Genomic DNA, 13,741 nt, shown 5'->3' on the forward strand with positions numbered 1-13,741 from the left:
TCTGCGCTGATTCGCGCTCACGACACGCCGTCGGCGCCCTACTCCCCCGTCCAGGCCCGTCGGGGGTGGCGGCACATCGCAGCGCCGGGGGCGCCGTACGCGCAATCTGCCGCCACCATCGCCGGCATCCATCGGGCCAGCCTGAGGTGTCGGACGCCGACGGTCTGACCACCCACGAGGGGTTTCGACGCGCACGTCACGGCTTCGTTCCTCAGCCGTGGTACTTGCTCAACCTGGCCGAGCGACGCGACGGCCTCGTTCCTCGGCCGCCGCTGCTCGTCTCATATGTCGTTGGCGAGCGCGTCGTCGCGCTCGTCCTCCGAGCTCTCCTCGGAGTCGGGCTCGTCGTCGTCGCCGTCGTAGTGGAGGAACTTGATGGCCCCCTCGACGTCGCCGTCGAAGCCGAGGCGGCCCTTCTCCAGCACGATGGCGCGGTCGCACATGCGCTTGACCGAGCCCGCGGAGTGGCTGACGTAGAACATCGTGATGCCGGACTCGCGGATCTCCTTCATGCGCTTGAGGCACTTGCGCTTGAAGGGCCGGTCCCCCACCGCGAGCACCTCGTCGGCGATGAAGATGTCGCAGTCGACGTGGACGGCCACGGAGAAGCCGAGCCGGGCGAACATGCCCGAGGAGTAGTTGCCGACCGGGGTGTCGAGGAAGCGGCCGACGTCGGCGAAGGCGGCGATGTCGTCGAACTTCGCGTCCGTCTCGTCCTTGGTCATCCCGAGCATGGCGGCGTTCATGTAGATGTTGTCGCGACCGGTGAGCTCGTTGTGGAAGCCGGCGCCCGTCGCGATGAGGCCGGAGATGCGGCCGCGGGTGAGCACCTCGCCCTCATCGGGCCGCATCACGCCGCTGACCAGCTTGAGGAGGGTCGACTTGCCGGAGCCGTTGAGCCCCATGAGGCCGATCGACTCGCCCTGCTGGACCTCGAAGGAGACGCCGTCGAGGGCCTTGAAGGTCTCGCTCGTCTGCTGACGGCGCAGCTTGCCCTGCAGCATCTTCTTCAGGGTCGGGTGGGCCTGGTAGCGGAACGTCTTCGAGACGTTGTCGACGACGATCGAGGTGGTCATCACAGGCGCTCCGGGACGGTCTTCTCGAGGCGGGAGAAGACGAACTGGCCGAGGGCGAGCAGCACCAGGCCGATGCCCAGCATGATGAACCCGCGGGAGTAGAGGTCGCTCACGAAATCCGGCTGCACCACCCCGGTGGCCGGCTTGACGACGCACGGCCCGTCGCACGTCGGGAGCCAGAAGCCGCGCTGGATCAGCATGACCGCCTCGGCGACCGGGTTGGCGACGTAGAGGTCGTGGTACTGCGTCGGGATCCGCTCTCCGTCGGCGATCAGGTAGTAGGGGTACATCATCGGCACGCTGAACGGGATGATGTTGATGAAGGTCTGCACGATGCGCTGGAAGTCGCGGAAGATCACGTTGACGCACGAGAACATCAGCCCGAAGGCCGTGCCGTAGACCATGATGATGACGAAGCCGAGCAGGGACGCAGCCATCCCGACCGCGTCCGGCACCCAGAGCGGTCCGGTGCCCACCCATCCCGTGGCGACGCAGGCGACGACCAGGATCACCAGCTGCGGGATCGCGTGCCACAGCGAGACCAGCATCGAGGCGACCGGGAACATCTCCCGGGGCATCGCCATCTTGCCGATGACGCCGCGGTTGGACAGCAGCGAGCGTGTCCCCGCCGTGACCGACTCGGTGAAGTAGTTGACCAGGACCATGCCGGCGAAGAGGTGGATCGCGAAGTTCTGCATGCCGTTGCCACGGCCGAGGATGACCCCGAAGACGAAGTAGAACGTCAGGAACCGGGTGAACGGGTTGATGTAGGACCACGCGAGCCCGAAGGCGGTGCCGGCGTAGCGGGCGCGGATCTCGCGCCGCACCATCAGGCGCAGCAGGTAGCGGCGACGGAAGACCTCGAAGACGCCGGACGTGCGCGAGGGCGGGGCGAGCGGCACGTGTGCCAGGTCGTGCCGGACCTCGACCTGGCCCGGCTCCGGCGCCGTCTCAGGGCTGGACGTGCTCACGCATCGCCGTCCGGGGACTCGTCGCTCATCCACGGGGCGAACGTCTTCTCCCACGCCTCGGGCGAGGTGATCTCGCCCAGCGCGTCACGGTACTGCTGGGCCAGCTGCGGCCACTCACGGTGGAAGCGACGGTGGATGTCGATGGTGCGCTTGAGCAGGTCGCGGTAGTGCGCGGGGTCGCGCTTGTAGAGCGCCACCGACGTGCCGTCGTTCATCGAGACGACGGCCGAGTCGTACTTCACGAGGTTCCACCACTTGGCGTCCATCGCGGTGAGCTCGGTCTCGGGGTAGTCCGTGGCCGTCTCGCGCACCGGTCGCAGCTGGCGCAGTGGCGCGAGGGCAGCTGCGACGAGGGTCGCCTTGCGTCCGGGGATCTCGATGTCGGACTTGCCCTTCTTGGGCGGCTTCTTGCGGTGGACCGGCGGCAGGTCGTCGCGGTCGACGTGCAGCTGCGCGTCCGGCCACTGCTTGCGGAAGGCGTTGATCTCCGGCAGCTTCGTGGCGAGCTCGCCGTGCAGCGCGTGTGGGCCGCGCAGGACGTCCTCCATCGCCAGGTGGCGCAGCTCCGCGGTCGAGTACTGCAGCGACGCGAGGTGCTTGACCTGGTGGTTGAGGCTCTCGCGCACCATCCGGCCACCGCGCTCGTAGGGCGAGTGCAGCAGCGCCGCGATGATGCGGTTGCGGTGGTGGAAGTAGGACTGCCAGTCGAGGCCGTCGTTCTTGTCGGTCCACGGCACGTGCCACACCGCGGCGCCCGGGAAGGACACCGTCGGGTAGCCGGCCTGCTTGGCGCGCAGCCCGAACTCGGAGTCGTCCCACTTGATGAAGATCGGCAGCGACAGGCCGACCTCCTCGAGGACGACCCGCGGGATCAGGCACATGAACCAGCCGTTGAAGTCGACGTCGGCACGCTTGTGCAGCCAGCGCGACGAGCGCAAGTTGCGCGCGCCGAAGTCCCACTGCGAGTAGCCGTCGAGGCGGGTCTGCCACCAGAACCGCCACGGCTGGACGATCTCGCCGAAGGAGTGCAGCTCGGCGCGGCTGAAGAGGTTGAACATGTGGCCGCCGACGATCGTCGGACGCTTGGCCAGGTCGCCGAAGGTGACCGCGCGGATGATGCCCTCGGGCTCGCAGACGACGTCGTCGTCCATCATCATCGCGTAGGTGGCGGTGCCCTTGCGGACGCTCTCGAGCTGACCGCGGGCGTAGCCGCCCGAGCCGCCGAGGTTGCCCTGCACGATGACGCGCAGCTTGTCCCCGAGTCCCGCCTTCGCGGCCGGGAAGTACTCGCTGTCGGTGACCTTGTCCTTGCCCTGGTCCATCACCAGCACGGTGTCGAGGTAGGGCTGGAGCTCCTCGGTGTCGCCGAGCTGGCCCAGCAGCTGGGCGCTCATGTCGGGCAGCATCGTGGTGATGCAGACGTCGACCGTGCCGTGCTCGGCGCGGTCGGCCGGGACCTGCGCGGTCCACCGGGCGCCCTCGACCGTGGCGCCGTGGTCGCCGGCGACGACGTCGTACCAGTACCAGCCGCCGTCGACGAAGGGCTTCAGGGTGAGGTCGAAGGTGAACGAGCCGCGGGCATCGGCACCCTCCCCCTCCACCACTGCGCTGTCGACGCGCTGGGAGTGACCGCGCGCCATCGACTTGTAGACGGTGACGATGGAGCCGGCGCCGACGACGTCGACGGTGAGCTCGACCTGGTCGACGACGGTGTGCCGGCGCCAGTACGACGCCGGGAAGGCGTTGAAGTAGGTGCCGAAGGACAGCAGCTGCGACGGCTCGATCCGCAGGGCGGTGCGCGAGCGGATCTGGTCGGGGTGCAGCTTCTTGCCGGTGGAGGTGGACTGGCGGATCGCCGCGTTGTTGAGGTCCTTGGCCGCCTTGTCGCCGCCGACCGCGTCGCGGTCGGTGTCGAGCTTGGCCTCCTCGAGGTCGACGTAGAGGGGGAAGACGTCGGTGTCGCGGTCGATCGGCAGGATCTGCCGCTGGAGCAGCCGGGTCACGGTCTCGCTTGACGTGGCGCTCATGCCTCGATGCCTCCGCTGGTCAGCTCGGCGCCCTCGGTGAAGTGTGGCTTGAGCTTGTTGTCGTACATGGACAGCGCCGAGCCGATGGCCATGTGCATGTCGAGGTACTTGTAGGTGCCGAGGCGGCCGCCGAACAGCACCATGGGCTCTGCCTTGGCGAGCTCGCGGTACTTGAGCAGCTTGGCGCGGTCCTCGGCCGTGTTGACGGGGTAGTAGGGCTCGTCGCCCTCCTCCGCGAACCGGCTGTACTCGTGCACGATGACGCTCTTGCCGGGCAGGTGCGTCTTCTCCCGCTCGGGGTGGAAGTGCTTGAACTCGATGATGCGGGTGAAGGGGACGTCCTGGTCGTTGTAGTTGATGACGCCGGTGCCCTGGAAGTCGTCGGTCTCGACGACGCTCTCCTCCAGGTCGACGGTGCGCCACGACAGCCGTCCCTCGGAGTTGCCGAAGTACTCGTCGACGGGGCCGGTGTAGACGATCGGGACCTTGCCCTTGTAGGTCTCGGCGACGCCGTTGGCCGGGTCCAGGAAGTCGGTCTCGAGGCGCACCTCGATGTTGGGGTGGTCGGCCATCTTGGTCAGCCAGGCGGTGTAGCCGTCGACCGGGAGGCCCTCGTAGGTGTCGCTGAACCAGCCGTTCTGGAAGGTGTAGCGCACCGGCAGGCGAGTGATGATGTCGGCGCTCAGCTCGGTGGGGTCGGTCTGCCACTGCTTGGCGGTGTAGCCCTTGATGAACGCCTCGTAGAGCGGGCGGCCGATCAGGCTGATCGCCTTCTCCTCGAGGTTCGTGGCGTCCTCGGTGGCGATCTCGCTGGACTGCTCGGCGATGAGCGCGCGCGCCTCGTCGGGCGTGTGGGACTTGCCGAAGAACTGGTTGATCAGCGCCAGGTTCATCGGCAGGGAGTAGACCTGGCCCTGGTACTTGCCGAAGACCCGGTGCTTGTAGTCGGTGAACGCCGTGAACCGGTTGGCGTACTCCCAGACCCGCTCGTTGGAGGTGTGGAACAGGTGCGCGCCGTACTTGTGCACCTCCACGTTGGTCTCCGGGTCACGCTCGGAGTAGGCGTTGCCGCCCAGGTGGTGGCGGCGGTCGACGATGAGCACCCGGAGACCGAGCTCCTCGGCGCAGCGCTCGGCGATGGTGAGACCGAACAGCCCCGCACCGACGATGACGAGGTCGGGGTGCTGGTCGGTGTCGGCAGATGAGCCCTGGGACAAGGGAGGAACTCCTGTGGGTGAGAGGCGCTGACTGAGTCTAACGAGGGGGGCGGGCGGAAGCGGTCAGGCGGCGCATGCCCCGCGCCGAGGCCATGGCGCGGATCACGTTGCGCGCCTCGGCACGGCCGCCGCGCAGCGGGCTGAGCAGGACCACGGCCAGGGTGATCAGCCACGGCTTGAGCCGCACGAGAGCGTTCTCCCCGTGGCGCAGGTGCACCACGAAGAGGTTTCGGTACATGTAGAAGCCCTTCCAGCCCGAGAGGTCGTGCTGCTGGTTGAAGTCGAGCTGGCGCACCAGCACGGCGTCGCGCACGGCCATGATGCGACGGCCGGCGCGGCGGGCCCGGACGGCGTACTCGGCGTCGTCGTAGAAGATGAAGAAGGCCGGGTCGGGGAAGCCGATCTCCGCCACGACCGAACGGCGGGTCATGAAGCCCTCGAAGGCGACGTTCTGCACCTCCACCAGCTCGGGCATCGACGCGCGGTCGCGGTAGGTCGCGTCGACCGTTGCGCGCTTGGGGTGGATCGCCAGGGGGTTGCGGAGGTCGAAGTCGACCGCGGCCTTCTCGACCAGCGCTCCGGTGAGGTCCTCGCGCACCGCGATCAGGCAGTCCTCGTCGACGGCCAGCAGGGCCTCGAGGCAGCCCGGCGCTGGGACCACGTCGTCGTCCACCAGCCACACGCGGTCCCACCCGGCGTCGTACGCCGCCCGCACACCGGCGTGGAAGCCCCCCGCGCCACCGAGGTTGTCCTGCGTGATGACGTGTAGCGGCAGGTCGGTGCGCGCGGCCAGGACCTGCGCGGTGTCGTCGGCGCTGGCGTTGTCGACCACGACCACGGCGTCGGGGCGCCGGGTCTGGGCGGCCAGGCCGTCGAGCAGGCGGCCGAGGAGCTCGGCGCGGTTGTGGGTGACGACGACGACCGCGACGGTCTCTGCCCCTGCGTTCCCCGTCATCCGAGGAACCTCCTGTGCCCGTCGAAGTCGCCGGCGATGCCCGCGCGCATGGCGCTGAGGCTCAGCCGCAGCCGTGACAGGCTCGGGCGGGTGAAGGTGTAGAACCACGCCGTCTTCACCACGAAGGCGGTCGCGTGCAGGGGCCCCTTGTAGTCACGCAGGTTGACCAGGTTGTTGCGGGCCATGCAGTAGTGCTTGAGGTCGCTCGGCGAGTCGTTGTAGGTCGTGCGGCCGAACATCATCGGGGTGCCGAGGTTGCCGACGCTGGGGTGGCGCACGGTCGCGGTGACGACGGTGGCGACGCGGGCACCGGCCTCCTCCGCGCGCAGGCGGTACTCGTGGTCGTCGCCCCAGATGAAGAACTCCTCGCGCGGGAGACCGATCCGGTCGACGAGCTCCTTGGTCACGAGCACGCCGTTGAACGGGATGACGATCCCGTCGATGCGGTCGGCCTTCGCGGCACGTCGTACGTCGTCGACGGCGTGCACCACGCGGGTGCTGCCGGGCAGGCGGATCGGGAAGACCAGCCGGCCCGGGTCGGCCTCGTCGACCACGAGCGGGCCCCAGAAGTCGAGGTTGTCGGTCTCCTCCAGCAGGCGCTCGAGGCAGTCGACGTCGGGCAGGCCGTCGTCGTCCATCAGCCAGACCAGGTCGGCGCCCCGGTCGATGGCCCAGGCCAGCCCGTGGTGGAAGCCGCCGGCGCCGCCCCGGTTGGTGGGGAGGATGCGGGACTTCAGCGCGACCTCGCCCGTGTGGGCCCGCGCCGCGAGCCACTCCCCCGTCCCGTCGGAGGAGGCGTTGTCGACCACCAGGACCTCCGAGAGGCCAGCGATCTCGCCGAGCCGCGCCACGAGCTTCTCGAGCAGGCCGAGGCGGTTGAAGGTGACCACGACCGCGACGATGCGAGGCAGGGGTCCGGTCGTCACGGCCTACACCCTAGGGGGACGGTGGAGGCGCCTAGCAAACCGCGCCGAGGTCCTCCGACTCGTTGGCGGCGTAGCCCTCCGACAGCGAGCCGAGCGAACCGCCGGTGACGGACGGCGGCGCGGTGGGCGTGGTCGGCGTGGGGCTCGCGCCCTGCCCGCCCGTGCTGCTCGTGCCGGCCCCGGAGCCCGCGTCGGCGTCCGTGCTCGTGTCGGGTGCTGCCTCGACGGTCTTCGTCGCGGGCTTCTGCCCCTCGGCCCGCGCGATCGCCGCGGCGACCTTCTGGTGCACGAGGGCGATGTCGGGGTGCGCCGTGTTGATCATCGGCGGCACCAGCGAGAGCGTGGCGATCTTCTGGCTCCTGGCCTTGAGCGCCAGCTCGGCGAATCGGTCCACCTCGCCCCGCGGGATGTCTGTGGAGACCATCGCCGAGCTCGCCTTGGCGATCTTCTGGAAGTTGGTGACCGCGGTCTGCGGGCTGACCTGCTCCAGCATCGCGCTCATCACGCACTTCTGCCGCGCCATGCGGGAGTAGTCGTCGGAGTCGTAGCGCGCCCGGGCGAACCACAGCGTGTCCATGCCGTCGAGCGTGCGCTTGCCGGGATCGATGTAGTGGAAGAAGGAGTCGCTGGGCAGGCCCACCGGGATCTTCTGCCGCACGTTGAGCTCCACGCCGCCGACCGCGTCGACGAGGTCCTTGAAGCCCTGAAGGTTGACCATCGCCCAGTAGTTCATCTTCAGGCCGGTGATGCCCTCGACACCCTCGATGGTGGCGTCGACGCCGGGGTTCTTCGAGCCCTTGAAGAGCGTGGGGTGGTCGAGCGCCCAGGTGGCGAGGCCGTTGAGGTACATCCCCTCCGCGTCGAAGCCCTGGGGGAACTGCTCGTGCATGACCGATCCCTCGGGGAACGGGAAGTTCTGCATGTTGCGCGGGAGCGAGATCAGCACCGTCTTGCCGGTCTCGGCGTCGATGCTGGCGACCGTCATCGAGTCCGGGCGCAGGCCCCAGCGTCCGGCGCCGGAGTCGCCACCCATGAGCAGCACGTTGTAGCGGCCGTGGTGCGCGCCGACCGCCGAGCCGTCGCCGAACATCGAGATCATGAACTGGCGCTGCACGCCGACCATGTGCGCACCGAACAGCAGCGCTCCGGCGACGCTGAAGCAGAGGAAGCCGTTGACCCCGACGATCGCCAAGCGGTGCTGGCGCTGCAGGGTCAGCGGCTGGCCGAGGCGCCAGGCATCGACGAAGAGGTAGGCCCAGCCCACCGCGAGCGCCATCAGGCCCAGCCGCAGCACCTGGAGCAGCATCGTGTTGGTGCCCGCCCAGAAGGCGACCCCGTGCCAGACGTACGACGTCACGGCCGCGACGACGCCGAGCACGACCAGCGCCACCCACGTCCGCAGCGCGATGCGACCCACCCGTCGGTTGCCGGAGACGAGCTGGGCCGACCCCGGGAGCACGAGGGTCATCAGCATCAGGCTCACCGCGCGGCGGAACCGGACGCGTTGCGCCCGGTCGAGCGTGGTGAACCGCGTCTGCTGCGACCCGGAGGGCGGGACGGGCGGCATGGGAGGGCCTTTCAGCTGGGGGAAGTCAGCCCGCCCAGTATCACCAGTCACACCCGTCACACCCGGTCGCGACGCGCCGTGGCGGCCCGGTCAGCGACGGTCAGTCGCCGACGAGGTGCCGGGCACCCATCCCCTCGGCCGCGAGCGCCGTCACGAGGGCGTCGTCGGGCTGCCGGTCGAGGAACACCAGGCGTACGGCACCGGGATCGGGGTTGTCGGGGTCGGGACCGCGCCACACCAGTCGGAGCCCGAGCTTCTCGGCGGTGCGGCGCGAGGCGATGTTGTGCGCGAGCAGGAAGGCGAGCACCGGCCGCTCCGGTGCGACGTCGTGCGCTGCCTCGAGCGCGGCGTCCCCCATCTCGGTCGCGTAGCAGCGACCCACCACGCGCTGGTCGAGGCGGTAGTAGAGGTTCCACCAGCCGCGCCCGGTCGGGTCGGCGTGAAGGGAGTCGTCGGGGACCGCGCAGCCGCCGCGGCCGACCACGGGACCGCCCGCCTCGTCGCGCACCGACCAGTACGCCAAACCGTCCCGGCCGAAGCGGCGACGGCTTGCCCCGACCATCGTCGCGCCGGCGGCCGGGTCGGTCACCCGTCCGGACGGGAAGTGCCGCCACGAGGCCGGGTCGGCGTGAATCGCGAAGAGCGCCTCGTCGTCGCCGTCGACCGGCTCGTCGAGCCACAGGCGGGCGGTGCGGGCGTGACGCCAGTCACTCACCCTTCGCTCATCCCTCTCGGCCCCGGTCGATCTCGGTCTTGCGGGCCAGCCGGTGGGCGCGGCGGATCTCGGCCTCGCGCTGGCGTCGTACGTCACCGGGGGTCTCGGTCTCCAGCGGCGGCACGGGGCGCGGCTTGCCGTCGTCGTCGATGGCCACGAAGACGAAGTAGGCGCTCGCGACGTGGACCGGTTCGTCGCCGGCGTTGCCCCACGGCTGGGCCTCGACCCGTACGCCGATCTCCATCGAGGAGGTGCCGGCCCAGTTGACCTGGGCGTAGGTCTTGATGATGTCGCCCACGTGGACCGGCGCGAGGAAGGTCATCTCGTCCATCGCGGCGGTCACCGCGGGGCCACCGCTGTGGCGGTGCGCGACCGCGCCGGCGGTGGAGTCGGCGAGCTTCATGATCTCCCCGCCGTGCACGTTGCCGAGGAGGTTGGCCTCGCTGGAGTGCGCCATGATGCCGAGGCTCACGCGGCTGTACGACGTGGGTCGCGCTGCGCTCGTGGTCATGCCCGGCACGGTAGCGTCCCCTCTCATGGCTGATCGTCCGCAGGGCTCCGGGATGCCCGAGAAGGGAACACCCGAGTACGACTGGCTCTACGGGGGCTCCTCGCAGTCCCCTCCCAGCGACGCCACCCAGCAGGTGCCGGCGCAGGGCGCCGCCCGCCCCGACGAGACCCGCGTGATGCCCGTCGCCCGCCGCGAGGCGCGCGGCTCCGGCTCCGGCTCCGGCTCCGGCGGGCAGCCGCCCAGCCGCCCCCGCGCCGCGACCACCGCCCCGCCGCCGCGCCCGAAGAAGCGCCGCTGGCGGCCACGGCTGCGCTTGGGCCTGATCCCGCTGGTGCTCGTGCTGTTCCTGGTCTACCTCGTCGGCGTGCCCCTCTACTCCTGGTCGAAGATCGACAAGGTCGACGCCCAGCCCGGCGGCAACCGGCCGGCCGACCAGCCCGGCACCAACTACCTCATCGTCGGCTCCGACAAGGCCGACGACCTCTCCGACGAGCAGCGCAAGGTGCTGAAGACCGGCGAGCGGGGCGGCACCAACACCGACACGATCATCGTGCTCCACACCGGCTCGGGCGGACGCACGATGATGTCGATCCCCCGCGACACCCTCACCGAGGTGCCCGGCCACGGCACCCAGATGATCAACGCGGCCTTCTCGATCGACGGCGCTCCTCTCCTGGTCGCGAGCGTGGAGAAGCTGACCGGCATCCACATCGACCACTACGTCGAGCTCGGCTTCGGCAGCGTGATCAACACCGTGGACGCCTTCGGCGGCGTCGAGGTGTGCCCGAAGCAGGACATGAAGGACCCGATGGCCCGCCTCGACATCAAGAAGGGCTGCCAGGAGGTCGACGGCCTCACCGCACTGGCGTACTCGCGGTCCCGGCACGTGACCGCCCTCAGCGACCTCGACCGCGTCGCCCGCCAGCGCGAGGTGATCAGCGCCCTCGGCAGCGAGGCCAAGACGCCGTGGACCTTCCTCAACCCGGTGCGCTACTGGAACATCAACATGGCCGCCGCCGGCGCGATCCGCGTCGACGAGGAGATGAACCCCTTCGACCTCGGCCGGTTCGCGCTCGCCATGACCGGCGACAGCCAGACCTGCACCATGCCGAACCTGTCGGCGCCCAGCGACCCCAACCGGATCATCGCCGACCCCGACCGGGCGCCCGCCCTGTTCAAGGCGATCATCGGCGACACGACCGTGCCGAAGTCGGCCTGCACCCCGACGGGTCGCGCGCGCAGCTGATCCCTGAGGTGCTGCGGGGGCGGGGCTTGGCGGTGGCCTGTCGGGCGTACGACTGGGCGGCGGGGTGGCGCTGCGAAGCGCCGCCGGCCGGGCACTTGGCCTGGGCGTCGACGCGTTGTCGCCTGGAAGCAGGCGGAGACGTCGGACTTCGACAAAGCCGCTCTAGTCCCGTTCCGCTCGACTACGTTCGTTGCGTGCTGACACCAGTTCGCGTTGCCGCTGTCCTGACTGCCGTCATGCTCCCGCTGAACGCGTGCGGTTCCTCGACTGAGGAAACGGAGGCCAGTGAGTCGACCTCGTCCGTTCGTTCTAGCAACGGTGAATCGACGGACACCCAGGAAGCAGACGTCTCGGAGGAGAGCGCCGAGGTTGAGGCGCTGCCGTTCAACGCCAGCGGCCTCCTAGGGGGGAACGCCAAGCCCGACCTGCCCACCGGTGACGAGGGCGAAGTATCCGTCATCCAGGTCGGACCGCTCCTAAAGGACTCGGGCATCCTGCTGTTCGCGTTTCGCAACAACACCAGCGAGGCCATCTCGCACGTGGACTGGACTGCGTCGGCGCGCAGCGGTGGGTCACTTGTCTCGAGCGGCACCAGTCAGGGGACGATTCCCGCGCAAGTGGCTTCCGGGGAAGTCGGGCTGGCCTACATCTACTTCGATAACGCCGAAGCGATCGCGGCCAAAACCGAGTACGAATTCTCAGCAGACTCTATGGAAGCCGACACGAGCTCGTACAACACAGCTCCGCTGAAGTTGACGGAAGCGAACCTCGTGGGCGACGCGATTGTCGGCGGAGCAGTTAATGACACCGGCGCAGCAGTGACCGGTCCATACAGCGTCGCCATCTACTGCTTCGACGGGAACAAACTCGTCGACTACGTCAGCGACTTCGCGGAGCCAGACCGCGATCTTGAGGATGGCGACACCGTGACGTTCGCTGCAGACCTATACGGCGGCAAGTGCGCAACCTATGCAATCGGCGTGGACGGCTACTTCTCCTAATCTGCCCGAGGCAGCTCGCCGCTCAGCGGACGGTCAGGCGTCCCGTCGTGCGAATAACTTCGTACCAGTCGACGAAGCACTCGAACTATCTCGCCTGAGATGTTCACACAGGTGGCGCGACACGCCTCTCGCGTTGGTGAGCGGCATCGTGCGCCGCAGTGCAACGCGATCGACCTACGTCACTTCGCCGCCCCTCGGAGTCCCCAAGGACACCGCTAGCGGCCCTCTGGTTCACACTCAGCGCAAACTCCGGCGGTTCATCAAGGCTCCCAACGCCAAGCCCGACAGACGGCCCGGCCCGACCGCCAGCGCTGATCACCGGCGCAGGCGAAACAAGAGAGACATCCTCCGACGGCATTGAGTGTCTCTAGGCTGCCGTCATGCGGCGATTTCGCAGTGTCGGCTTGTGGGCAGTAGGCGCGGCAGCAGGCGGGATCATTCTGTGGGCGATCCTCGTGCCCTTGGCATCCGCGTTGAGCCCGCCGGGTCGCTGGGGAGGCGAGGCCGCCAGCTATCCGCTTCTCAACTCGACGCGGAGCACGCTCATCACGCTGCTCGGAGCCCTGGCGCTGGCGGGCGGGCTTATCTATACCGCGCGCACTCACACTCTCGCGAAGCGGGGGCAGTACTCGGAAAGATTTCGGAGTGCCGTGCAGCTGCTGTCGTCAGACAAGCTGGAGGAGCGTCTAGGAGGCATCTATTCGCTCGAACAGCTGATGGCTGAGTCGGCGGCCGAGCACGAAGCCACCGTCAACGTCCTAGCTGGGTTCATCAGAGCTCGAGCCACAGTCCAGTGGGACGCGAACGATGCGCCGCTAAGGGGCGTCGCAATGAGAGACGGGGAGCACGGACCGTGGAAAGCGCCGGCAGACATCGATGCCGCCTTGACGGTTCTCGGTCGACGTCCCGCTCGCGATGAGCGGTTTCCGTTGGACCTCTCCCGGTGCGACCTTCGAGGAACCAACCTGCGCAACGCCCGGCTCTCCGGCGCACGCCTCAAACATGCTTTGCTGGACGAAGCGCAACTCGATGGAACGGTCCTCACCGGCGCAACGCTCGACGATGCGTTCATGGAGCGCGCCCAAATCACCGCCTCCAAGCTCAACCGAGCATCTTTGCGCGGAACACTGCTCGGCGCGTCCCACATAGAACTGAGCGACTTCTCAGGCGCCGATATGTTCAAGACTCACTTAGGCGGGGCGTCCTTGGAACACGTCGATCTCCGGAACGTCGACCTGTTCAACCCATACGCGCTGGACGCACGCTTCAACGGCCTCGATCTTCGTGGAGCACGGATCGCCGCCGACCGACTCGAGGTCGTTGGTCATGTCGCCGACCTTGACCTACGCAACGCGTCTTTGGAATACGCCGGACCGGAGGTAGCTCCCCGCTTGCTCGAGATTCTCAGAGAAGCGCGCACTGACGGCTCGACTCGAATGCCCGAGTCACTCCGCTCGGCACTGTGACCGCACATCCAGACCGGCAGCCTCCTTCATGCGTGCGTCTATGCGCCGCGATCGCCCGTCCTC

Annotated in this window: 12 protein-coding genes; 3 read left to right on the top strand and 9 right to left on the bottom strand. The window is 68.6% G+C overall.

Annotation, left to right across the window (positions count from 1 at the left end):
• Positions 1 to 281: 281 nt before the first annotated feature.
• From ASC64_RS17505 to ASC64_RS17545, 9 genes are all read right to left on the bottom strand, one after another.
• On the bottom strand, positions 282 to 1,076 hold the full coding sequence (locus tag ASC64_RS17505; RefSeq protein WP_056908839.1) for an ABC transporter ATP-binding protein: 795 nt from the start codon (positions 1,074 to 1,076) through the stop codon (positions 282 to 284).
• Positions 1,076 to 2,047 carry an ABC transporter permease gene (locus ASC64_RS17510; protein ID WP_056908840.1) on the bottom strand — a complete coding sequence of 324 codons (972 nt, stop codon included), beginning with the start codon at positions 2,045 to 2,047 and terminating at the stop codon, positions 1,076 to 1,078. Before ASC64_RS17510 ends, ASC64_RS17505 begins: the two co-directional genes overlap by 1 nt.
• Positions 2,044 to 4,074, bottom strand: a complete 2,031-nt coding sequence (locus ASC64_RS17515; protein ID WP_056908841.1) for a glycosyltransferase — start codon at positions 4,072 to 4,074, stop codon at positions 2,044 to 2,046. The genes ASC64_RS17510 and ASC64_RS17515 overlap by 4 nt, the downstream gene beginning before the upstream one ends.
• Positions 4,071 to 5,291: a UDP-galactopyranose mutase gene (glf, locus tag ASC64_RS17520; RefSeq protein ID WP_056908842.1), complete on the bottom strand. Its 1,221-nt coding sequence runs from the start codon at positions 5,289 to 5,291 to the stop codon at positions 4,071 to 4,073. Before glf ends, ASC64_RS17515 begins: the two co-directional genes overlap by 4 nt.
• 37 nt (positions 5,292 to 5,328) lie before the next feature.
• On the bottom strand, positions 5,329 to 6,246 hold the full coding sequence (locus ASC64_RS17525) for a glycosyltransferase (RefSeq protein ID WP_056908843.1): 918 nt from the start codon (positions 6,244 to 6,246) through the stop codon (positions 5,329 to 5,331).
• A complete protein-coding gene (locus ASC64_RS17530; RefSeq protein WP_235563810.1) occupies positions 6,243 to 7,172 on the bottom strand; it encodes a glycosyltransferase family 2 protein in 930 nt (309 codons plus the stop codon). Before ASC64_RS17530 ends, ASC64_RS17525 begins: the two co-directional genes overlap by 4 nt.
• Before the next feature lie 31 nt (positions 7,173 to 7,203).
• On the bottom strand, positions 7,204 to 8,739 hold the full coding sequence (locus tag ASC64_RS17535; RefSeq protein ID WP_056908844.1) for an LCP family protein: 1,536 nt from the start codon (positions 8,737 to 8,739) through the stop codon (positions 7,204 to 7,206).
• 100 nt (positions 8,740 to 8,839) lie between these two features.
• Positions 8,840 to 9,454 (bottom strand): GNAT family N-acetyltransferase, encoded by a 615-nt coding sequence (locus tag ASC64_RS17540; protein ID WP_056908845.1) that lies wholly within the window; start codon positions 9,452 to 9,454, stop codon positions 8,840 to 8,842.
• A gap of 7 nt (positions 9,455 to 9,461) precedes the next feature.
• Positions 9,462 to 9,965 (bottom strand): acyl-CoA thioesterase, encoded by a 504-nt coding sequence (locus ASC64_RS17545; protein ID WP_056908846.1) that lies wholly within the window; start codon positions 9,963 to 9,965, stop codon positions 9,462 to 9,464.
• A gap of 25 nt (positions 9,966 to 9,990) precedes the next feature.
• On the opposite strand from ASC64_RS17545, the gene ASC64_RS17550 reads away from it, so the two are divergent.
• From ASC64_RS17550 to ASC64_RS17560, 3 genes are all read left to right on the top strand, one after another.
• Entirely contained in the window at positions 9,991 to 11,211 is a 1,221-nt protein-coding gene (locus ASC64_RS17550) for an LCP family protein (protein WP_056908847.1), read from the top strand.
• Positions 11,212 to 11,405: 194 nt separating this feature from the next.
• A complete protein-coding gene (locus tag ASC64_RS17555) occupies positions 11,406 to 12,212 on the top strand; it encodes a hypothetical protein (RefSeq protein ID WP_156385266.1) in 807 nt (268 codons plus the stop codon).
• A gap of 380 nt (positions 12,213 to 12,592) precedes the next feature.
• Entirely contained in the window at positions 12,593 to 13,678 is a 1,086-nt protein-coding gene (locus tag ASC64_RS17560; RefSeq protein ID WP_056908849.1) for a pentapeptide repeat-containing protein, read from the top strand.
• Positions 13,679 to 13,741 lie beyond the last annotated feature (63 nt).

The sequence above is a fragment of the Nocardioides sp. Root122 genome (assembly GCF_001425025.1).
In the GTDB taxonomy this organism is placed as follows: Bacteria; Actinomycetota; Actinomycetes; order Propionibacteriales; family Nocardioidaceae; genus Nocardioides.

Bases quoted from the DNA above. Each gene is read 5' to 3' on its own strand.
- ASC64_RS17515 (WP_056908841.1), bottom strand. From the start codon at position 4,074: ATGAGCGCCACGTCAAGCGAGACCGTGACCCGGCTGCTCCAGCGGCAG.
- ASC64_RS17545 (WP_056908846.1), bottom strand. From the start codon at position 9,965: ATGACCACGAGCGCAGCGCGACCCACGTCGTACAGCCGCGTGAGCCTC.
- ASC64_RS17525 (WP_056908843.1), bottom strand. From the start codon at position 6,246: ATGACGGGGAACGCAGGGGCAGAGACCGTCGCGGTCGTCGTCGTCACC.
- ASC64_RS17560 (WP_056908849.1), top strand. From the start codon at position 12,593: ATGCGGCGATTTCGCAGTGTCGGCTTGTGGGCAGTAGGCGCGGCAGCA.
- ASC64_RS17505 (WP_056908839.1), bottom strand. From the start codon at position 1,076: ATGACCACCTCGATCGTCGTCGACAACGTCTCGAAGACGTTCCGCTAC.
- ASC64_RS17550 (WP_056908847.1), top strand. From the start codon at position 9,991: ATGGCTGATCGTCCGCAGGGCTCCGGGATGCCCGAGAAGGGAACACCC.
- ASC64_RS17535 (WP_056908844.1), bottom strand. From the start codon at position 8,739: ATGCCGCCCGTCCCGCCCTCCGGGTCGCAGCAGACGCGGTTCACCACG.